General features: G+C 68.5%; 18 protein-coding genes. 5 read left to right on the top strand and 13 right to left on the bottom strand.

Annotation, left to right across the window (positions count from 1 at the left end; translation table 11 throughout):
- The first annotated feature begins 330 nt into the window (after positions 1-330).
- Together ACFWVD_RS18080 and ACFWVD_RS18085 are read left to right on the top strand one after the other, a co-directional pair.
- Positions 331-1,452, top strand: a complete 1,122-nt coding sequence (locus ACFWVD_RS18080; protein ID WP_379244118.1) for a cytochrome c oxidase subunit II — start codon at positions 331-333, stop codon at positions 1,450-1,452.
- A gap of 10 nt (positions 1,453-1,462) precedes the next feature.
- Entirely contained in the window at positions 1,463-1,879 is a 417-nt protein-coding gene (locus ACFWVD_RS18085; protein WP_379244120.1) for a cytochrome c oxidase subunit 4, read from the top strand.
- 62 nt (positions 1,880-1,941) lie between these two features.
- Here the strand turns inward: ACFWVD_RS18085 and ACFWVD_RS18090 are convergent, their stop codons facing one another.
- The 13 genes from ACFWVD_RS18090 to ACFWVD_RS18150 form a co-directional block, all read right to left on the bottom strand.
- Positions 1,942-3,213: an FAD-dependent oxidoreductase gene (locus ACFWVD_RS18090; RefSeq protein ID WP_379244122.1), complete on the bottom strand. Its 1,272-nt coding sequence runs from the start codon at positions 3,211-3,213 to the stop codon at positions 1,942-1,944.
- 51 nt (positions 3,214-3,264) lie between these two features.
- On the bottom strand, positions 3,265-4,818 hold the full coding sequence (locus tag ACFWVD_RS18095) for an alkaline phosphatase D family protein (protein WP_379244124.1): 1,554 nt from the start codon (positions 4,816-4,818) through the stop codon (positions 3,265-3,267).
- A 68-nt stretch (positions 4,819-4,886) separates the two neighbouring features.
- Complete coding sequence (locus ACFWVD_RS18100; RefSeq protein WP_379244126.1) at positions 4,887-6,257, bottom strand: ABC1 kinase family protein; 1,371 nt, start codon at positions 6,255-6,257, stop codon at positions 4,887-4,889.
- 121 nt (positions 6,258-6,378) lie between these two features.
- A complete protein-coding gene (locus ACFWVD_RS18105) occupies positions 6,379-7,107 on the bottom strand; it encodes a lysophospholipid acyltransferase family protein (protein ID WP_379244128.1) in 729 nt (242 codons plus the stop codon).
- 115 nt (positions 7,108-7,222) lie between these two features.
- On the bottom strand, positions 7,223-8,218 hold the full coding sequence (locus ACFWVD_RS18110; protein ID WP_379244130.1) for an ROK family protein: 996 nt from the start codon (positions 8,216-8,218) through the stop codon (positions 7,223-7,225).
- On the bottom strand, positions 8,215-8,862 hold the full coding sequence (locus ACFWVD_RS18115) for a hypothetical protein (RefSeq protein WP_379244132.1): 648 nt from the start codon (positions 8,860-8,862) through the stop codon (positions 8,215-8,217). Before ACFWVD_RS18115 ends, ACFWVD_RS18110 begins: the two co-directional genes overlap by 4 nt.
- The gene (locus ACFWVD_RS18120) at positions 8,852-10,102 is read right to left on the bottom strand and encodes an ArsA family ATPase (RefSeq protein WP_379244134.1); all 1,251 of its coding nucleotides are present in this window, start codon (positions 10,100-10,102) and stop codon (positions 8,852-8,854) included. The genes ACFWVD_RS18115 and ACFWVD_RS18120 overlap by 11 nt, the downstream gene beginning before the upstream one ends.
- Before the next feature lie 26 nt (positions 10,103-10,128).
- Positions 10,129-10,563: an SRPBCC family protein gene (locus tag ACFWVD_RS18125; protein ID WP_379244136.1), complete on the bottom strand. Its 435-nt coding sequence runs from the start codon at positions 10,561-10,563 to the stop codon at positions 10,129-10,131.
- Between the two features lie 23 nt (positions 10,564-10,586).
- On the bottom strand, positions 10,587-10,982 hold the full coding sequence (locus tag ACFWVD_RS18130) for a polyketide cyclase / dehydrase and lipid transport (RefSeq protein ID WP_379244138.1): 396 nt from the start codon (positions 10,980-10,982) through the stop codon (positions 10,587-10,589).
- Positions 10,983-11,026: 44 nt separating this feature from the next.
- Complete coding sequence (locus tag ACFWVD_RS18135; protein WP_379244140.1) at positions 11,027-12,154, bottom strand: glycosyltransferase family 4 protein; 1,128 nt, start codon at positions 12,152-12,154, stop codon at positions 11,027-11,029.
- A gap of 19 nt (positions 12,155-12,173) precedes the next feature.
- The gene (locus ACFWVD_RS18140; protein WP_379244141.1) at positions 12,174-13,172 is read right to left on the bottom strand and encodes a hypothetical protein; all 999 of its coding nucleotides are present in this window, start codon (positions 13,170-13,172) and stop codon (positions 12,174-12,176) included.
- Positions 13,173-13,181: 9 nt separating this feature from the next.
- Positions 13,182-14,246, bottom strand: a complete 1,065-nt coding sequence (locus ACFWVD_RS18145; protein ID WP_379244143.1) for an NlpC/P60 family protein — start codon at positions 14,244-14,246, stop codon at positions 13,182-13,184.
- Between the two features lie 193 nt (positions 14,247-14,439).
- Positions 14,440-15,009, bottom strand: a complete 570-nt coding sequence (locus tag ACFWVD_RS18150; RefSeq protein WP_379244145.1) for a C40 family peptidase — start codon at positions 15,007-15,009, stop codon at positions 14,440-14,442.
- A 662-nt stretch (positions 15,010-15,671) separates the two neighbouring features.
- Between ACFWVD_RS18150 and ACFWVD_RS18155 the strand changes: the two genes are divergently transcribed.
- The 3 genes from ACFWVD_RS18155 to ACFWVD_RS18165 all read left to right on the top strand — a co-directional run bounded on the left by ACFWVD_RS18155 (position 15,672) and on the right by ACFWVD_RS18165 (position 19,872).
- Positions 15,672-16,892 carry an ATP-binding protein gene (locus ACFWVD_RS18155; RefSeq protein ID WP_379244147.1) on the top strand — a complete coding sequence of 407 codons (1,221 nt, stop codon included), beginning with the start codon at positions 15,672-15,674 and terminating at the stop codon, positions 16,890-16,892.
- Positions 16,889-17,950: a tetratricopeptide repeat protein gene (locus tag ACFWVD_RS18160; RefSeq protein WP_379244149.1), complete on the top strand. Its 1,062-nt coding sequence runs from the start codon at positions 16,889-16,891 to the stop codon at positions 17,948-17,950. The genes ACFWVD_RS18155 and ACFWVD_RS18160 overlap by 4 nt, the downstream gene beginning before the upstream one ends.
- 107 nt (positions 17,951-18,057) lie before the next feature.
- A complete protein-coding gene (locus tag ACFWVD_RS18165; protein ID WP_379244151.1) occupies positions 18,058-19,872 on the top strand; it encodes a DEDD exonuclease domain-containing protein in 1,815 nt (604 codons plus the stop codon).
- Positions 19,873-19,986: the final 114 nt, after the last annotated feature.

The raw sequence follows: 19,986 nt of genomic DNA on the forward strand, positions 1-19,986 counted from the left end.
TCGATGATGGGTGGCCACAGAATGGGCCGAAACGCTGTGTCCGAGTATGCCGCACACCTGCCCGACACGCCGCGTGCGCCCGGTCACGTGCGGTGCGCGCGTGACAGATCGGGGGCAAACCGCAGGTCGCGATGGCGGACGCGGTCACTGCGGAGTGTCGAAAGTGACCCCGCGACAAGACAGTGCCCGCTTTGGTCTACGCTGCGTAGTACTCAGGTCCTTCTCAGGTGTGCGTGCGTCACAGCGGCAATACTCGAGGCGACCTGAAATTGCTTTGAAGAGGTGTCGGAACGGGCGAATCGCCGCCCGGACCGGCGCAGTGTGTTCCGAATGTGTGGCGACCAGGAAGGCGTGAGCGTGGCGCACAAGGCGAGCGAAGAGATCGGGGCACGACCCGTAGCGGGTCGGCAGGGCCGGATCCTTCGGCGGGCTGGGCTGGCGGTGTCCTTGGGGATCACCGCGGTGCTCGTCTCGGGCTGCTCGATCGACAATGTTTGGCTGCGGTTCGGCTGGCCATCGGGTATCACCCCCGAGGCGGCCCGGATGCGTGAGCTGTGGACCTGGTCGGTCCTGGCCGCGCTCGTGGTGGGCGTGCTGGTGTGGGGCCTGACCTTCTGGACGGTCATCTTCCACCGCAAGCGCAAGAACTCCCCGGAGTTCCCGCGGCAGACCGGCTACAACGTGTCGATGGAATTGACCTACACGGCGATTCCGTTCGTGATCATCGCGGTGCTGTTCTACTTCACCGTGGTCGTGCAGAACTACGTGCACGAGAAGACCGACAACCCCGATGTCACCGTCGACGTGACCGCCTTCCAGTGGAACTGGAAGTTCGGCTACCGCAACGTGAACAACGTGGGCGGTCTCACCTGGAACGGCATCGACACCGAGAAAGAGCTGCTGAACGAAGAGCAGCTCGCCGAATACCGTGAGCTCAAGAACGACAAGGGTCACCCGCAGCCGGGTCCGTTGCACGGCAAGCCGGCCAACGACATCCTCTCGTACCTGCACTACGACAAGGTCGAGACGTTCGGCTCCAGCGAAGAGATTCCGGTGCTGGTGCTGCCCACCGGCAAGCGCATCGAGTTCCAGCTCGCCGCCGCGGACGTGATCCACGCCTTCTGGGTGCCGGAGTTCCTGTTCAAGCGCGACGTGATGCCGAACCCGAAGGAAAACCACTCCGACAACGTCTTCCAGATCTCGAAGATCGAGAAGGAAGGCGCGTTCGTCGGGCGCTGCGCCGAAATGTGCGGCACGTACCACTCGATGATGAACTTCGAGGTCCGTGCGGTCTCGCCGGAGAAGTTCGCCCAGTACATCAAGGCACGTGAGTCCGGCATGACCAACGGTGAGGCCCTGGCCTCGATCGGCGAGTCGCCGGTGGCCACCTCCACGTACCCCTTCAACACCAAGCGCGATGCCAAGAGCGCTTCGGTGAACGAGAGCAAGTGAGGATTCTGATATGAGGATCGAAGCGCGGATCTTCGAACTGCTCACGGCGTTCTTCATCCTGGTAGGCATCGTCTACGGGTTCTTCACCGCCCAGTCGCGCACCGGTATCGAGTGGGCAGGCACCACCGCGATCGTGCTGACCGCGGGCCTGTCGCTGATCATCGGCACCTACTTCCGGTTCGTCGCGCGTCGCATCGACCTGCGGCCCGAGGACTACGAAGAGGCCGAGATCGTCGACGGCGCCGGTGAACTGGGCTTCTTCTCGCCCGGTAGCTTCTGGCCCATCACCCTCGCGGGTGCGGGCGCGGTGACGGCGCTGGGCCTGGCGTTCTTCCAGTTCTGGTTGATCGGTCTGGGCGTGGTGCTGGTGCTGGCCGCGTCGGCCGGGCTGGTGTTCGAGTACTACCTGGGTGCTGAAAAGCACTGAGCGACAAGCGATAAGGAAGGCCCCCACCGAATCCGGTGGGGGCCTTCCTTTTCGGCTTGTTCTTACACGCTGTAGCGCAGGGCCTGTTCGGAGCGGCAGATGTCGTCGATGCCGGACACGATCTCGCGCAACTGTTCCGAGGGCAGGGCCGACGGGCGAAGGCGGCAGGTGAAGGTGATCAGGCCGTAGTCGGCGGGGGCGAGCCCGCGCGCGGCGGCTTCGGCGCGCAGGTATTCCGAGCGCACGCCGTAGGTCATCGCGGAGATGACGGTGAAGCAGCCCGAGCGTTCGCGGTGCGCCGAGAACAGGTCGTGCAGGCCGTAGAACACCGAACCGTAGTTGGCCAGGGGGGCGAACACGCCGACGCGGTAGGCGGGGCCGCGCTCGGAGGAGTTGATGACGGTGTCGGCCAGGTACTCCGCGTCGCGCATGGTCAGTACCTTCGGCGCGAACATCAGCGCGCCCGCGGCGGCGTTGCGCACGGGCATACCGGCACGACCACCGGCGGCGGAAGCGATGGCGCCCAACGACTTCCGGGTGCGGGTGCCGACCTCACGTCGGGCGCGCAGGCCGCGGGTGGGGGCGGTGGGGTACAGACTCGACCACTGGCCGAAGCGGACCGCGCCCAGGGTCACCTGGCCGGTGCCCACGGGGCGCGCCACCTTCAGCGGGGCGGTGTCGACCCAGCGGCCGACCTGCAGGGCGGCACTGCCGGGGTTGGTGATCTCGGTGGTGGCGTGTTCGACGAAGGAGTCGAAGTCCAGGAACCGGTCCGCGGCGGTGGTGAGCATGGTGTGGTCTTTGTCGACGTCGACCACGTCCAGGGTCAGGGCGGTGATGATGCCCGCGCGCCCGCCCGCGCCCAGGATGCGATGGAAGCGTTCGGTGTGGTGGCCGCGTCCGCAGGTGCCGATGCGGCCGTCGGGGTCCACGTACTCGAGGTCGACGATCTGGTCGATGAACATGCCGTAGCGGTGCGAGGCGGTGCTCACGCCACCGACGGAGGCGAAACCGCCCGCGGTGATGTCGCGGTGGTCGCCGACCACGGGCAGGCCCAGCGCGTGCGCGCCCAGGCGTCGGTCGATCTCGGACAGTTTCGCGCCCGCCTGCACGCGCACGGTGCGTCGGCCCAGGTTGATGTCGAGGACCGAGTTCATCTTGCGCAGCGACAGCACCCCGCGCTGATCGGTCATGCCGAAGGACTCTTCGGTCTGTTCACCGCCGCGCACCGTCAACCGTTCCGACCGATCGCGCGAATCCCGCACGGTGCGAACGACATCCGCGGTGTCGGTGGGGAGATATTCTTCGGAGGTAACGGTATGCGGCGTGCCCATGACCGCATAGCTAACCATAGCCGCGCGGTTCTTGCGCACAGTACTTCCCACCTATTTCCGTGTGGGCGCGAGTAGCTTGCTGAACAGGACTTTTCCTGTCGCGTCGCACAAGTTGACGGTCATTTCTCCGGACCGGCCGTCGATTTTCACTTCGCCGAAGTGTTGGTACTCCGGGTCCATGGGGGAAGTGTTGGGCGTGGGCGGTGCGTGGACGTAGACCGCTTCGGGTCCGAAGGTGGGATCGAGGGGGTTGGGGCCGAACGCGCCCGCGTTGAGTGGGCCCGAGACGAACTCCCAGAACTCGTCGAAATCGGTGAAGGCCGCGCGGGCGGGGGAGTAGTGGTGCGCGGCGGTGTAGTGCACGTCGGCGGTGAGCCAGACGACGTCGCTGACCTTGTTGGCCTTGATCGACGACAGGATCTGCGCGATCTCGGTTTCGCGGCCCGAGGGGGCGCCGGGGGCGGCGTTGGCGGGGCCTTCGAAGGCGGTCTTGCCGTCGGGGACGACCACGCCCAGGGGCAGGTCGGCGGCGACGATCTTCCAGGTGGCCTTGGAGTCCCTCAGGCCCTCGGTGAGCCACTTGGTTTGGGCGGCGCCCATCGTTTGACCCTGGGGGCCGGTGTTGGCGGTGTTGGCGTCCTTGTAGGCGCGCATGTCCAGGACGAACACGTCCAGGAGCGGGCCGTAGGAGATCTTGCGGTACAGGCGTCCGTCCGCAGCTTCTTTGGGCTCCAACGGCATCCACTCGTGGAACGCCTGCCAGGAGCGCGCGGCGAGGGTGTCCATGCTGCGCTCGGTGTAGTTCTTGTCCGCGGCCACCGTGCCGCCGGGGGACCAGTTGTTGGTGGTCTCGTGGTCGTCCCACTGCACGATCTGGGCGACCGAGGCGTTGAAGCGGCGGTAGTTGTCGTCGCTGAGGTTGTAGGCGTAGTTGCCGCGGAACTGGTCCAGGGTTTCCGCGGGGGCGTTCTTGGCCTCGGCGGTGATGTTGCGCCAGATCCGACCGTCGGGCAGGGTCACCGTCTCTTTGAGGGCGTTGTCGGCGTAGATGCAGTCGCCGGAGTGCAGGAACAGGTGCGGGTCGCGGGCGGCCATGGTGGAGAACACCTTCATGCCGCCCAGGTCGGGGTTGATGCCGTAACCCTGGCCCGCGACGTCGCCGGACCACAGCAGGGAGATGTCCGAGGGGGCGGTCGGGGCGGTGCGGAATACGCCGGTGAGGGTTTCCGAGCTCGCGCCGTCTTCACCGTCCAGACGCACGCGGTAGTGCACGAGTTGTCCTGCGGGTAAACCGTTTACGCGCACGCGGCCCGTGCCGTCGGAGGCGGGGGTGAGCAGCGGGCCGGTGAAACGTTTGACGTCGCTGAACTTTTCGGTGGCCGAGGTTTCCACTACCAGCGTCGCGGGCTTGTCCGAGCGCGCCCAGATCAACGCGCCGTCGCTGCGCGGATCACCCACTGCCACACCGTGAGTCAGTGTGGGGCGGGCTCGGACCAGGCCGGGGCCGTCGTCGCCGCAGGCAACGAGGGCGGGGGTGGTCACCACGCCGAGAGCGGTTGCGCGCAGCAGCGTGCGCCGAGACATCGCGAAATTCGGGACAGCCATGCGACTTACGGTGCGCCACCGAGGGGAACGGGCGGTCGTGCGCGCGGCAACAGTGCGTGAACGTCGAACTACAGGCCCGCGGCTTTGGCCGTTTCGGGATACCAGCGGGTGCATTCGGCGCGCAGGGGGACCGTGGTGTGCAGTTGGCACAGGATGGCCACGCCGCCGAGGAAGGAACGCAGGATGGGGGTGTGGCTGGGCGGCATGGTCAGTTGGCGCAGGATATTGGTCAGGCGCAGGTCGGTGATCAGGCGGACCTGTTCGCGTAGCCAGCCCGCCGACAGCGGGTAGGTGGTGGCCAGCAGGGCTTCGCGGACCGGTTGCAGGCGCTGTGCGACGGTGGCGATGTCCAGGTCGCGGTCGGGGGCGACGAAGCCGTGGCGGCGCATGGCGGCTTCGAGGTCGGCCGGGGAATCGGCGATGACGGCGGCGCCTACGTCACCGACGACGTCCAGGAACGCGGGCGGCCACGGGGTGCAGGCACCGAAGTCGACCACCCCGAGGCGGCCGTCTGGCATGCGTTGGAAGTTGCCGGGGTGCGGGTCGCCATAGACCAGGGCGGCGCGCGCGGGGGCCGAGAACAGGAACCGCAGGATCAACACGCCGAGGCGGTCGAGTTCTTCGGCGTTGCCGCCGATGATCAACTGGGACAGGGGGATTCCGTCGAGCCATTCGGTGATCAGGACATCGCCGCGTTGCGCGATCACCCGGCCGACCACGATCTCGGGATCATCGGCGAAGGCGGTGGCGAAGGCGCGCTGGTTGTCGGCCTCGCGGGCGTAGTCGAGTTCGTCGCGGATCTCGGTGCACAGGGCCTCGACGACCGGGCGGGTGTCGGCGCCGGGGAGCAGCGCGGTGAACAGCGGGGTCGCGCGGCGCAGGGCTTGCAGGTCGGCCAGGACGGCCGCGCGGGCGCCGGGGTACATGATCTTGACCGCGACCTGGGTGCCGTCGTGCCAGCGAGCGCGGTGCACCTGGCCGACCGAGGCGGCGGCGCAGGCGCGGTCGTCGAACTCGGTGAACAGTGCGCGCCAGTCCGGGCCGAGGTGGGTGGACAGTTCGGCGTGGACCGCGCCGGGCAGCATCGCCGGGACCGAATCGTGAAGTCGCGCAAGGGCTTGGCGGAACGGTTCGGCGAGGTCGGGGGCCAAGCCCATTTCGAGCAGGCCGAGGAACTGGCCCAATTTCGCGACGCAGCCTTTGAGTTCGCCCAGGACCTGGAACAGATGTTCGGCGGTGCGGACGCGGATGTCGCGGTCCACCTCGCCGGGGTCGCGGCCCGCGACGCGTTTGCCGATGCCCGCCAGGCGTCGACCGGCGTACGCGACCGGAACAGCGGCCAGGCGAGCACCGCGGACAACGCGGCCGGTGGGCGGATTGCCCTCGCGAGACCGTCGAACGAACGGCATGACCCGACCGCCCTCGGATTCGCCGACCATGTGACCCTCGCTGTCCCCCGACGCCGACCGGTTGTCCACCCACCGGTCGGTCTCTGCCCGCAGACGCTACCAACAGCGGGCGCGCCTGTCCGGGCAACTTATCTCAGGGGGACAGCGGGTTTCAGCTGGCGGCGGTGTCGGGGATGCGGGTCGCGTCGAGCTGGCGGTCGGTGGGGGCCACGCCCTTCTTGAGGCTGTGGGCGTACACGTCGACGTATTCCTGACCGGTCAGGCGCATCAGCTCGTACATCACCTCGTCGGTGACCGCACGCTCGACGAAACGGTTGCCGCTCATGCCTTCGTACCGCGAGAAATCAAGCGGCGCACCGAATTTCAGCGTGACCTTCTGGCGACGCCACTTGAACGGTCCGGGCGGGGACACCTTGTCGGTGCCGATCACCGCGACCGGGATCACCGGCACGCCGGTCTCCAGCGCCAGGCGCGCCATGCCGGTCTTGCCCTTGTACAGGCGACCGTCGGGGGAGCGGGTGCCCTCGGGGTACAGGCCGACCAGACGGCCTTCGTCGAGGAGCTTGGTGGCCGCGTTGAGCGCGTCCTCGGCAGCCGAGGCGCCGCTGCGGTCGATCGGGTACTGGCCGGTGCCGCTGAAGAAGAACTTCTGCAGGCGACCCTTGAAACCGGGGGTGGTGAAGTACTCGGCCTTGGCCAGGTAGTTGATCCGGCGCGGGCTCAGCAGGGGGGCGAACAGCCAGTCGGAGAAAGACAGGTGATTGCCGGCCATGATCGCCGGGCCGGAGGTCGGAATGTTCTCGACGCCTTCGACCTCGGGCCGGTTGTACACGTGCATGAACGGTCCCACGAGAACGTACTTGAGTAGCCAGTAGAACATGGCGTCCTTTCTCCGGGACCGGATGACGGGTAGTGCCTGGTCGAATACCGACTTTACCGGTGGTTACAGGTCACAACCAACCCAGGCTGGTAGCCGACGCGCATGGCTGTGACGCTCATCTCCCCGCGCGGCCCGCCACCGGGGCATCGACCGCCGCCCTGGCCAATTCCGCCGCGCCGATCATGCCCGCGGCCTCGCCCAGTTGGGTGGTGCGCAGGCGGGCCAGCGGGCGGTGGCCGGCGCCGGTGACCGCGGCGGCGTAGTGCTCGCGGGCCTCGTCGAGGAACAGCGGGGCCGAACTGCTCACGCCTCCCGCGATCACGATCAGATCGGGATCGAACAGGTCGCTGACGAACGCCAGGCCCAGACCCAGCCAGCGGGCGAAGTCGGCCATGACGCGAACCGCGAGGGGGTCGCCGTCTTGCGCGGCGCCCGCGACTCGGCGGCCGGTGAGGGAGCCGGGGTCCGCGATCACGTCGCGGGCCAGCACCGACCGCACGGGGTCGGTGGCCAGCAGTTCGATGGCGGTGTCGGCCAAGGCCGTTCCGCTGCAGTAGCGCTCCCAGCAGCCGTGTTTGCCGCACGGGCAGGCGCGGCCGTCGGGCACGACCTGCAGGTGGCCGAGTTCGGGGGCGATGCCGTGACTGCCGCGGTACAGCTTGCCGTCGATGAGCAGCGCGGCGCCGATGCCGGTGCCGATCGCCACGAGCATCACGATGTGCCCGCCGGCCGCGGCGCCGAAACGGTATTCGGCCCAGCCCGCGGCGTTCGCGTCGTGCTCCAGGATCACCGGCAGGCCCAGACGCGCGGAAAGACGTTGGGCGACAGGGGCGTTCTGCCAGGGCAGGTGCGGGGCGAACAGCACCGTGGACTGATCCGTGGAGATGAACCCGGCCACCGCCAGCCCGACCGCCGCGATCGGATGCCGTCGGGCCAGCTCGCGCACCGAACGGTCGATCGCGTCCTCGAGCGCGCGCGCCGAATGCGGGGTGGGCGCCTGCACGGTGTCGAGCACCTCGCCCTGCGCGTCGACCACCGACGCGCGAATGTTGGTGCCACCCACGTCGATACCGACGGTGAGCAGGTGGGCCGGGTCGGTCCGCTGCGTCATCCCCGGATCGTCACCGGAATGTCGACATATTGCGAGCGTGGCGCGCGGGTGGGGGTCGATCGATCGTCGGCGGCTTCGGTCGGCTCGGGAGTGATGTGCGGGGTGGAGGGTGCGCGGGTCGGGCGGGGGGCGGCGTGGCCGTCTACTCGGCGGGGGCGCGGGGGTGCTGACTGGGCATGGTCGGCGGTGGCCCACCGTGGGTGACCGGCGGCGTCGGCGGGCGCGGCGGTGTGGTGCCGGTGTGCTCGGTTCGAGGCGGTCTGGTCGTCCTGGGCGGTAGCGGTGAACGGTTCGCCGGGGTTCGAATCAGGGTGTCCCGCAGCGTGATCCGCCCACTCCGGCGGCAGCACCGGCTCCACCGGAATGCCGGCCAGGGCTTCGCGCAGCACCGTCACCATGGAGGTGCCGTGTTCGGCCAGGGCGGCGATGACGTCGTGGTGGTCGCCGCGGACCAGGGCGGCGGCGGCGCAGACCGGGCACCAGGCGCAGCCGCCCAGGTCGGGTTGGCCGTCGGCGGCGGTGCGGCGCAGCATCGGTTCCACGCGCGCCAGCAGGACTTCGGCGAGTAACCGCATTTCCTCGGTGAACTCGGCGAAGCCGTCGGGGTTGGGCCCGCGGCGGTCGGATTGCCTGTCACTGCTCATCTGCGGTGGCCTTCGTGTAGTTCGGATCGGCGGGCCACACCCGCGGATCGGGCCGGAAGCGGACCACGAGATGACCGGTATCGAGTTCGGCGCCCGCCACCGTGCAGCGGCGCAGCACCGGTGCCAGGCGCACGCGGGTACGTACCCCATCGGCTCCCACGATCAGATCGTCCTCCACTCGGCCCAGCCGCAAGGTGCCGGGATCGACCACCGGCAGCCGCATCCGCATCGCGTACACGGAGTCGACACCGGAGCCGGACTCCCATCGAACCATCGGTTCACCGGTTTCCGCACCTGCAGCGCGCTGGGCGGGCAGCGTGTCGAGCGAAAAGGAGAACGCCGACAGCGAATGCACGCCCACCGGTTCGGCGCCCGCGTGTTGGGCGATCAAGATCGGGACGTCGGTGAGTTGTTCGTGCAGCCGGGCAACGACTTCCAGCTGTTCGGCGCGCCGATTGAGGTACCAGTGCACGGCCGGATGGGCGTTGTCGCCCGGTGGCGGTACCGCGGCCAGCACCTTGTTCACCACCACCGCGTTCATCCGAAGGCCGAGCAGCGCGGCCGCGGAACGGACCCGGCGGGCCTCGGCGACGGCGACCTGTTCGGGGCCGGTGATCAGGCGGGCGCTGGTGCGGGTGCGGTCGGCCAGCAGGTCACGCACCTGCGTCACCGCGACCACGATCCGTTCGACCGCCGCCGCCAGGACCGCTTTGCGCAGGTCCAGGCTGATCGCGCTCATCGTACGGGCGTGCTTGGGCCACAGGCGTTCCAGATAGTTGAGCATCGTGTCGGGGGCGGTGACGATGCGCAGCATGTCGGCCGAGGGCGGGCAGTCCACCACGATGACGTCCCAGTCGTTTTCCTCGGCGTACTGGGCGATTTCGACCAGCATCAGCAGTTCCTGCACGCCGGGCAGACCGGTCAGCTCGGCGGGATCCAGCGCGGCCAGGTCGATGCCGTGGTCGTGGTTGCCGCCCTTGGCCAGCATTGCCACCACATCGCGGAAACGGTCTTCCAACAGGGCAAGTGAGTCGATCTCGATCACTTCGATGCCGGGCGCGACCCTGACCACGCCCGCGACCGTGCCGGGGTCGTGGGCGATGCGGAAACCCAGGGCGTCACCCAGCGAATGCGCCTGGTCCAGCGACGCGATCAGCACACGCTGGCCCGAGCGGGCATAGGTCATGCTCGTCGCGCAGGCCAGCGTGGTCTTCCCGACACCGCCCTTGCCGACGAACAATTCGACGCGGGTTCCGCCCGGGGCGTTCAGCCTTCGACCCGCTTCTTCAGTTCGTTCAACGCGGTATCGGTGATGACCTTCTCGGCCTTGCGCTTGAACATGCCGATCATCGGGATGTTCAGGTCGACGGTGAGTTCGTAGACCACCTCGGTGCCGCCCGGTCGATCGAACAGTTCGTAGCTGCCGTCCTGGGCCTTCTGCAGGTCACCGGTGAGCAGCTCCCAGCTCACGGCCATACCGTCGGCGCGCCAGGTGTACGACAGCACGTAGGTGTCCTTGACCACGCCCGCGTCCAGCACGAAACGGGCCTTGGCGGCGCGGCCCTGCGCGTCACGGTCGAGGACCTCGACAGATTTCGCGGCGGCCACCCACTCGGGGTAGGACTCCAGATCCGCGATGACGGCCATCACTTCCCGTGAAGGTGCGTCGATGAGGATCGAGCGTTGAGTCCTATCGGCCATAACACGAATCCCTATTCTCTGAATCAGTGGAGTGCTGCGACTGCGGGGGCTACGCCTGCCGGGCGGCCTGCTTCGAGGCGGGCTTTGAGTTCGAAGGCCATGTTGCGGCCCGCTACTCGGCGGGAGCGGTTGGCGGCGGCCAGGGTGCGGGCCGACTTCGACTCCGCGGCGGTGGGTTCGGCGTGCAGGAAGTAGTGCAGGATCACGCCGTCGGGGAATGCTTCCAGCCAGACCTCCATGGTGCCGGTCAGCGCGCCCGCCACGGTCCAGCGGATGCCTTTGTCGGCGCGGTCCTCGCGCACGTCCAGGCGCAGGTCGGGCCACCAGCGCTGCCAGTTGTTCGGGGCGCACAGCACCGGGGCGACCGCGGTGCCGGGGGCGGCGAGGAAAGTCTGATCGGCGACCTGGATACTGCTCACCTGGTGCAGCGTAGTAGACGCCACACCCGCGACCGGCCGGGGTGTCACCGCAGCAGTTCCCGCAAGCGGGCACCCTGCCGATCCCAATGCCAGTTCTGTTCCACCCACGCGCGGCCCGCGGCACCCATCGCGGCGGCCTTGTCGCGATCGGTGAGCAGTTCGACGATGGCGTCGCTGATCTGCGACACCGACCGGCCGTGCACGACCAGCCCGGTCTCGCCCTCGCGCACGGTTTCGGGGGCGCCACCGGAATCGCCGGCGACCACGGGCACGCCGGTGGCCGAGGCCTCGAGGAACACGATGCCCAGGCCTTCGACGTCCAGGCCCGCCCCGCGCGTGCGGCACGGCATCGCGAACACGTCGGCGAGGGTGTGGTGCGCGGCCAGCTCACCCGAAGGCACCCTGCCCGTGAACACCACACTGTCCTGCACGCCCAGCGCCTCGGACAACGCGCGCAGCCGCGTCTCGTACGGGCCGCCGCCCGCGATCACCAGCACCGCGCCGTCCACCCGCTCGCGGATCTCGTTCATCGCCACGATCAGCATGTCCTGGCCCTTGCGCGGGACCAGCCGCGACAGACACAGCACGGTCGGCCGGTCGCCGAGCCCGTAGCGGGCGCGCAACTCCTCGCGGGCGGCGGGATCGGGCCGGAATTCGCTGGGGTCGACGCCGGGCGGCAGGTGTTCCAGGGCCGCGTGCGGGCCGAACGCCGACGCGAAACGGCCGCGCGTGTACTTGCTGACGTAGGTGATCACGTCGGTGTGTTCGCCGATCGACCGCAACACCTGGCGCGAACCCGGCAGCATCGACCAGCCGACCTCGTGCCCGTGCGTGCTGGCCAGAATGCGCTGCGCACCGGCGCGGCGCAGCATCGGCGACATCGCCGCCAGCGGTGCGGCCGCACCGAACCACACGGTGTCGCACTGGTGTTCGCGCAGCAGCGCGCTTGCCTGCTTGATCACCGCGGGGGTGGGCAGCATCAGCGTGGACGGGTGCCGCACGACCTGGAACTTCTGCGCGGCGTCGAACTTCTCGTGGCTGTCACCACGCCAGCGCGGCGCGTACACGACGAGATCCTCGGGCGGCAGCTGATGCGACAGCGCCTGCAGATAGGACTGGATTCCGCCCGGCCGCGGCGGGAAATCGTTGGTGACCAGCAGAGTTCGAGCCATAAGAGAACAACCTAACCGGTCAGACGGCGTGGCCGCGCAACCAGGCACGCCACCCGTCGAGCAACTCCGCGCGCGAGGCGCGCAGGACATCGGTGAACACGGCATCTTGCGCCGCGGGGGACTTGGGGCCGGTCGCGAGCTGCTTGTACAGCGCGGTGAGCGTGGCGGTGCCGTACCGGTCGGCCAGGAATGCGCAAGCGCTCCAAGCACTTTCGTACGCGTAGGCCGCGTCGACACCGGTGAAATCGGCGTCGACGACGAAATCGGTGGGCAGCGTGCCCGCGCGTAACCGGGTGGTCAGGGTGGGCGCGATCTGGGAGAAGGTGCTGCCCTGGCTGCGTTGGGCCACGTACTCGGCGAAACCCTCGAGAATCCACAGCGGCGCGCCGTCGGCGGTATCGGCCCTGGTCGCGACGTGGGTGAGCTCGTGACGCAGCAGCGTGGCCAGACCCTCGTTGCCGACTCGGCGGCGCGCGTCGGGGTTGAACACCACGCGCTGGTCGGTGGGCTGCGTGCCCGGCGTGTAGGACCCGGTCAGCGACACCGCGGCCACATCGGCGGCGGTGGTGCCCGCGGACCTGGTCAGCGCGGTGAACTCGGCAGGGCTGCCCGCCACGACCACCACCGGCGCGCGGTTCCAGTCGGTGCCCCACACCTCGCTCACATCCGAAATGGCCGGGGGCAGTTGATGTTCCAGCACATCCAGGTCGGCGCGATGGCTCGGATGCGCCACCAGCAATGCCTGCGAGGCGTCGACTTCACGCACCAGGATCGGGCCGTAGGGCTGCAGGTCGCGGCGCACCGAGCTCAGGCGCGGATTGTCGATCGCGGTCGACGTGCCCAGCACCTCGGCCTCATCGGTGGCCAGCTGCAGCGGACCCGCGTTGCGCGGCACCAGGATCAGGGCCACGCACGCCCCGGTCAACAGGGTGACCGAGGCGAGGGTGATGCAGAATTCGAGTCTGCCGTTCGACGACAACCACGAACGCAGGCCGGGGCGAGGGAACGGATCGGTCACCGGTGCCGCTCAGTATCGCCGGGCCGAGTGGTACGGGGTGGTGTTGATCGGCGCGACAGCCACCGGCACACCAAAGGTGGAGGCGTGCACCATCATTCCGTTGCCCGCGTAGATACCCACGTGGGTGATGTCGGGATAGAACAGGATCACGTCACCGGGCAGCAGCTCGTCCTTGGACACCGGCGTGCCGTAGCTCGCCTGCTGAGAACTGGTGCGCGGCACACTCTTTCCGACCTGCTTGAACGCCCACTGCACGAGACCGGAGCAGTCGAACTGATCGGGGCCGGTGGCACCCCACACATACGGATCGCCCACGCGGGTCAACGCGGCGGCCAACGCGCTGGTGCCGCTGCCGGGGACCAGCCCGGCCAGCAGCGAATCACGGTCGAAACCGGGCGGGAACGGCGAACCGGCCAGCGCGGACTTGTCGCGCGCGGACAGCTGGCTCCACGCTTCGACCACCTGGGTCGTGGAGGTGGCCAGCTCCTGGCGTTTGCGGTCGACGTCGATGCGCACGGCATCGGCGGCGGCGGTCGCGGCGTGCGCGGTGTCGGCGGCGGCGCGGGCGACGGTGTCCGCGGCGGTGGCGGCGTCGGCGGCCAGCTTGAACTGGCGCACGGTGTCGGCGGTCTGCTGGCCCAGCACATCCAGGGTGGACATCTTGTCCAGCAGTTGCTGCGGCGAACCGCTGGACAGCACCGCGAACATGCTGTTGGTGCGCACGCCGGTATAGGCGGCCACGGCGGTGCGGTCGATCATCGGCTGGAACTTGCGCACTTCGGCGCGGGCGGCCTCCACGACCGCGGTGGTGGCGGCGACCTTGTCGTCGGCCACGCGCTGCGTCGCCAGCTTCGCGTCGAGATCGATCTGGGCGTTCAGCGCTTGCTGATTGAGCTGCTCGGACCGGTGCGACAGGTCAACCATCGCGGTGATCGCGTCCGTGGCGGTGGTGGGCAGGGCGACCGGGTCGGCGACCGAGGGGCCCGCGGAGTAGATCGCGCACACCAGGATCGCGGCGGACAGGGTCCCGGCCAGACCACGCGTGACGCGTGAGTTCCGGTGGTGTGCAGTCACAGTGCCCCGTGCCCCGTTCTCTCGTTGTCGCCGATTCCAGCGCATACCGCAGCGCGAACTTCCCGTCAGCCGAGAAGGTCTCGATCAGGTTACGGAACAGTATGCGCCCGTGTCCAGCGAGGCTGGACTTCCGCTGAACCGGCGGTGACGGTGCGCCCTTCCCCGTGAACGACGCACCGTACCCCGCGTCGACTCAGAAGCGGCGAGCGCCCGCGAACGGCATCGACGACACCGAGGCGATCTGGACCGGGGTGCCCGCGGTGGAGGCGTGCACGACGTTGCCGTCGCCGGTGTACAGGCCGGAGTGGCCGCCACCGTAGAACGACACCATGTCGCCGGGCTGCAGGGCGTCGATCGACACCGGGGTGCCCGCACCCAGCTGGGCACCGCTGGTGCGCGGAATGTCGACGCCGGCCTGGGCGTAGGCCCACTGGACCAGACCCGAGCAGTCGAAGGCGTTCGGGCCGGCCGCGCCGTAGACGTAGGGGGAGCCGATCTTGCTCAGCGCGGCGTCGACGGCGATGTCGGCGGCGGTGGCGCGCGGTGCGGTGAACACCGGCGGTGCGGCCGGGATCTCGATGCCGGGCACACCCTGGGGCAGGGGGATCTCGTTGGGAACCTCGAAGGTGCCGATGCCGGGCACGGTCACCGGCGTCGCCGATGCCGGGGCGATCGGCAGGAGGAACGCGCCGATGGTGGCAGCGCCGACGGCTCCGACGGCAACGGCACGCTGCGCCTGACGCTTGACGGTGTTGTTCGCCATGATGCGGAACTTCCAATCTGCCCCACGACGACGCATCCGTATGACGCGGCGGGCTTCGTCTCGCTAGCCGTTTCCGGTCGGCGGGACTCCGTGAGGTCTCGAAAAGGTTACGAAGACATCACGGGGGTTTGTAAAGTCGGACATGGGTCCAAAGGGCGTTTTGGGTGATATCGCCGAAGAATGGGTGCGAGCTGGGTCACACCCGATCACGAAACGATAACGCCAGGTCGCGTCAGCCGAGATTTTTCGGTGCTAGCGGCGCGTCGGAGGCGCCGTCCACTCGGGCGTTTTTCCGAGGGGAATCAGTGAATGCGCAGGTGGCGTACGTAACACTCCCTCGCGAGGGGCCTGTTGCGTGGCTCACCGCGCGGGCGGCGCGCCGCCGACTCCGGCACCCGCCGACCGGTAAGGCCGATTACCCGTTGGAATCTTAGGAATTCATGTGAATTTCCAATATGTGTGAGCCCGGTCACTTTTGAGTTTGATCTTGGGCATTTTGTTCGGATCAGAACGAAACCCTCGCACCGAAATCCCGGCACAGAAGATCCCGAGCCCCGTTGCCCCGCGTCGCGCAGCGGTCCGGTCCCGTCCCATCGCCTCGGCGGAAACCCGTTGTGGCAGTTAAGGTACGGCCGAATGTTCGCAGTTCGAAGGGGGCGCGGGTGGCCGACGACCAGGTTTTGACCGACATGCTGACAATGCTGGATCGCAGTCCGGAGGTGCTCGCGCTGCGCGTGTGCGTCATCGAGCTGCTGATCGAGCGGCAGCGTTATGCCGACGGACTGGCCCACTGTGGGGTCGCGCTCGGCCATGATCCGGGAAACGCGCAGGTCCTGGGGTTGATGACGCGGTGCACGACGGCACTGTCGGGTGCTTCTCCCGCTTTAGAAACCGCCGCCGCGGCACCGTCGGGCTTCGACTGGGACGCCGCCGAACACGAAGTCGGCGACATCATCGAACCGGCGTTCGTGCACGGCGTGCCCACCGACTTCGTCACCGAGGACGACGCCGCCACCGTCGAACACCCCACCCTGCGACTGGCCGATGTCGGCGGCATGGCCGAGGTCAAGCGGCAACTCGACCTCACGCTGCTCGGCCCGCTGCGCAATCCCGAACTGGCCAAGGCCTTCGGCACGTCGGCGCGCGGCGGCCTCCTTCTCTACGGCCCGCCCGGTTGCGGCAAGACCTTCATCGCCTCGGCGGTGGCCGGGGAGCTCGGCGCCAACTTCTACCCGATCGAGATCGCCGACATTCTCGACATCTACATCGGTGCCAGCGAACGCAACCTGCACAGCGTCTTCGAGATGGCCCGGCGCAACGCCCCCTGCGTGCTGTTCCTCGACGAGGTCGACGCACTCGGCCACAAACGCAGTCAGATGCACGCGTCCTCGGGCATGCGCACGGTCGTGAACCAGCTGCTCACCGAAATGGACTCGGCCACCCACAGCAACGACGGCGTGTTCGTGCTCGGTGCCACCAACCACCCCTGGGACGTCGACGTCGCCCTGCGCCGACCCGGCCGCTTCGACCGGATGATCTTCGTCGGCCTCCCCGACCTCGCCGCCCGAAAATCGATCCTGCACTACCACCTGCGCGAGCGCCCCGTGGCGGGCATCGACCTCAACGCCCTCGCCACCCACACCGACGGCCTCTCCGGCGCCGACCTCGCCCACGTCTGCACCTCGGCCACCCAACTCGCGATGGCCGACTCGATGCGCACCGGTGAGGTGCGCCCGATCGGCATGCCGGACGTGCAAGCGGCTCTGGCTCAGATCCGGCCGAGCACGGGGGCGTGGTTCGAATCTGCCCGCAACGTGGTCGAGTTCGCCAACGGTGACGGCAGCTATGACGAGCTGGCGCGGTATCTGAAGGGACGTCGATGACATCGGTGGAGTTCGACCGGGCGATGGTCTTGGAAAAACTCGGGCGTCACGAGGCCGCCCGAGAGAAGTTCGCGCAGGTGGTCGCCGCCGAGCCCGACAACGTCGTGGCAGTCGCCATGCTGGCCGTGACCTTGATGCAGACCGGCGAATATTCCCGTGCCACCGAGGTGGCACGGGACGCCATCCGGCTGCGGCCGGACTTCGCGGTCCCCTGGGAGGTCGTCGCGATCGTCGAGGGCGTCTTGGCCGAGCGTGCCGGTGATGACCCCCGCGCGGTCCAGCACGAGGAAGCGGCGATCGTGGCAGCGCGTCGCTGCCTCGAGCTGGATCCGACACGCGTGGGGGCATATCGGGCGCTTGCATTGGCGGTCCGGCATCGCGACAAGCCCGGTGCGATAGCGGCGATCGAGACCGCGCTCGAACTCGACCCCGACAACGCCGACCTTCATCGCTTGCGGGGACAGATCCTCTGGGACGGGCAAGAGCCCGACTTCTGTGAGGCTGGGCGGCAGGCGATCAACCGCGCGCTGCAACTGGATCCCGATGATGCCGAAGCGCTGTTTCTGCTCGGCTACGACGCAGCGCACCGAGGCGAGTTGGCTCAGGCGGACCTGTGGTTGCGGCGAGCTGCCGAGATCGACCCGGGCTTCGGGTCGCGCGTGCGTGATCTGCTGGCGTGGATCGCGGCCGCGAGGTCGGGCAACGACCAGCCTGCCGATGCGTTCGACTCAGCGAGCTCTTCGCCTGCTGACGGCGGCTCGCCTGCACGAGCACCAGCTCCTGCGGCCGGGACGGATCCGGTGCGGCACCCTGGTCGACCGGCGCGGCGCTCACAGGAGCCCGTCCAGTCGAAGGTGCGCGCGGCATTCAGAATGGTCGGGGTTGTCGGTGCCGTGATCGTTCTGGCCATGTTGTTCTTGGCGAAGCTGGTGAACTCTCCACTTTTCGCGCCGCCGTCGCAGCCTCGACATTCCGAGACATTCGTGCCCGGTGATCTGCGCGCGCCGATAACAGTGGCGCCGACGGGCGCACCGCGATGGACGTCGCCGGGCGGCTGATCGCCGACCTGCCGTCGGTTCGACGGACGGCGCTGACATCGATCGTCGGAGGGGTGAACCGCTCGGACACGGCGAGCTTGTCGGACCCCCGCCCTACGCTGCTCGCCGTGCCCGATCCCGTTCCGCTCCCAGCCGCCGCGCGGCAGCTGGCCTTCGATGAGCTCGATACGCCGCTGTACGCCACCACTTTCGTCGTCGTCGACCTGGAAACGACCGGGACCAGCGCTGATCGGGACGCGATCACCGAGATCGGGGCGGTGAAGGTGCGTGGGGGAGAGGTGTTGGGGGAGTTCGCGACGTTGGTGAATCCGGGGTACGCGATACCGCCCGCGATCGTGCAGATCACCGGGATCACCACCGCGATGGTTTACGGGGCGCCGCGGATCGCGGAGGTGCTGCCGGGGTTCATGGAGTTCGCGGCGGGGGCGGTGCTGGTGGCGCACAACGCGCGCTTCGATACCGCCTTTCTCAAAGCGGCCGCGGCACGGCAGGACATCGCCTGGCCCAACCCGCAGGTGCTGTGCACGGTGAAGTTGGCGCGGCGGGTGCTCACGCGCGATGAGGCGCCGTCGGCGAAACTCGGGGTGCTGGCCCGGATTCTCGGTGCGTCGGTCACGCCGACGCACCGCGCGCTCGATGACGCCCGCGCCACCGTCGACGTGCTGCACGCGCTGATCGCCCGGGTGGGCAATCAGGGCGTGCACAGCCTGACCGAACTGCTGGACTATCTGCCCGGCGTCACCGGAACCCAGCGCGCCAAGCGCACTTTCGCGACCGATCTGCCTGCCTCACCGGGCGTGTATCTGTTCCGTGGGCCGTCGGATGAAGTCCTCTATATAGGGACAGCGGTAAATCTGCGTCGGCGCGTGCGCAATTACTTCACCGGTTCGGAGACTCGGGGCCGGATGAAAGAGATGGTGGCGCTGGCGACTCGGGTGGATCACGTGGTGTGCGCGCACGGGCTCGAGGCGGGGGTGCGGGAGTTGCGGTTGCTGGCCGCGCACGCGCCGCCGTACAACCGTCGGTCGAAGTTCCCGAAGCGGGGATGGTGGCTCACGCTCAGTGACGAGGCGTTTCCTCGATTGATCGCGGTGCGTACGCCGACTCGAACGGCGGTGGGGCCGTTCACTTCTCGTGCCGATGCCGTGGAGGTGGGGTTGATCATCGCAGAGTTCGCGGGGATGCGGACGTGCGCGACTCGGCTGTCGCGTGCGGCGAAACACACCTGTCCGCCCGCGGTCGTCGGTGGGTGCTCCGCCGCGCGCCAGGACGGTGATCTCGACGCGGTCAGGTATGCACCCGCCGTCGACGCGGTCCGCGATCTGTTCACCGGGCGTTCCGACGCTCTGCTTCGATCCATGATCGATCGCATCGAAACCTATTCCGCCGCACAGCATTTCGAGGCAGCCGCCCGGCTTCGCGATCGCACCGCCACTGTGGTCACCCGACTGCACCGCACCCAGCGACTGGCCGCGCTGGCTCGCCTGGCGGAGCTGATCATCGCGCTGCCCGACGGTGCGGGCGGCTGGGAATTCTCCGTCATCCGCTACGGCCGCCTCGCCTCCGCGGGCACCGCCGCACGCGGCACCCCACCGATGGCGCTGGTCGACCAGATCGTGGCCGCCGCCGAGACGGTGATCCCCGAGACGGGTGGCGCGGCGTCGGAAGTTCGAACCCACCTGCCCACCGACCTCGCATCTGTGCAGCCCGACCACGACGTCCCGCCGCTGCGAGGCGCACCCCCGGAGGAGGTCGGCGTAATCGCACGGTGGCTGGCCAAACCCGGTGCACGGATCGTGCGGACCAGCGACGGGTACTGCGAACCCCTTCACGGCGCCGCGCGCTGGATGGGCTGGGCGCAACTCGCGCGCACGGCCGCGACCACCAAGAGTGCCGAAGAGCAATATCTGGCCGAACGGTGAGAAATGCAAGGGGGTGGAAGTTCGGCGGATGCAGCCGCTGGAGTCGGCCGAAGGGACGATCCTGGATCATGGACTACGACCCGCGGGCAGCGGGCGCAGAGATAAGGAGTAGCG

This window comes from Nocardia sp. NPDC058666 (genome assembly GCF_042714895.1).
Taxonomy (GTDB): Bacteria; Actinomycetota; Actinomycetes; order Mycobacteriales; family Mycobacteriaceae; genus Nocardia.

Coding starts and splice junctions, on each gene's coding strand:
- ACFWVD_RS18115 (WP_379244132.1), bottom strand. CDS start 8,862: ATGAGCAGTGACAGGCAATCCGACCGCCGCGGGCCCAACCCCGACGGC.
- ACFWVD_RS18100 (WP_379244126.1), bottom strand. CDS start 6,257: ATGGTCGGCGAATCCGAGGGCGGTCGGGTCATGCCGTTCGTTCGACGG.
- ACFWVD_RS18150 (WP_379244145.1), bottom strand. CDS start 15,009: ATGGCGAACAACACCGTCAAGCGTCAGGCGCAGCGTGCCGTTGCCGTC.
- ACFWVD_RS18080 (WP_379244118.1), top strand. CDS start 331: ATGTGTGGCGACCAGGAAGGCGTGAGCGTGGCGCACAAGGCGAGCGAA.
- ACFWVD_RS18160 (WP_379244149.1), top strand. CDS start 16,889: ATGACATCGGTGGAGTTCGACCGGGCGATGGTCTTGGAAAAACTCGGG.
- ACFWVD_RS18135 (WP_379244140.1), bottom strand. CDS start 12,154: ATGGCTCGAACTCTGCTGGTCACCAACGATTTCCCGCCGCGGCCGGGC.
- ACFWVD_RS18125 (WP_379244136.1), bottom strand. CDS start 10,563: ATGGCCGATAGGACTCAACGCTCGATCCTCATCGACGCACCTTCACGG.
- ACFWVD_RS18090 (WP_379244122.1), bottom strand. CDS start 3,213: ATGGGCACGCCGCATACCGTTACCTCCGAAGAATATCTCCCCACCGAC.
- ACFWVD_RS18085 (WP_379244120.1), top strand. CDS start 1,463: ATGAGGATCGAAGCGCGGATCTTCGAACTGCTCACGGCGTTCTTCATC.
- ACFWVD_RS18105 (WP_379244128.1), bottom strand. CDS start 7,107: ATGTTCTACTGGCTACTCAAGTACGTTCTCGTGGGACCGTTCATGCAC.
- ACFWVD_RS18110 (WP_379244130.1), bottom strand. CDS start 8,218: ATGACGCAGCGGACCGACCCGGCCCACCTGCTCACCGTCGGTATCGAC.
- ACFWVD_RS18095 (WP_379244124.1), bottom strand. CDS start 4,818: ATGGCTGTCCCGAATTTCGCGATGTCTCGGCGCACGCTGCTGCGCGCA.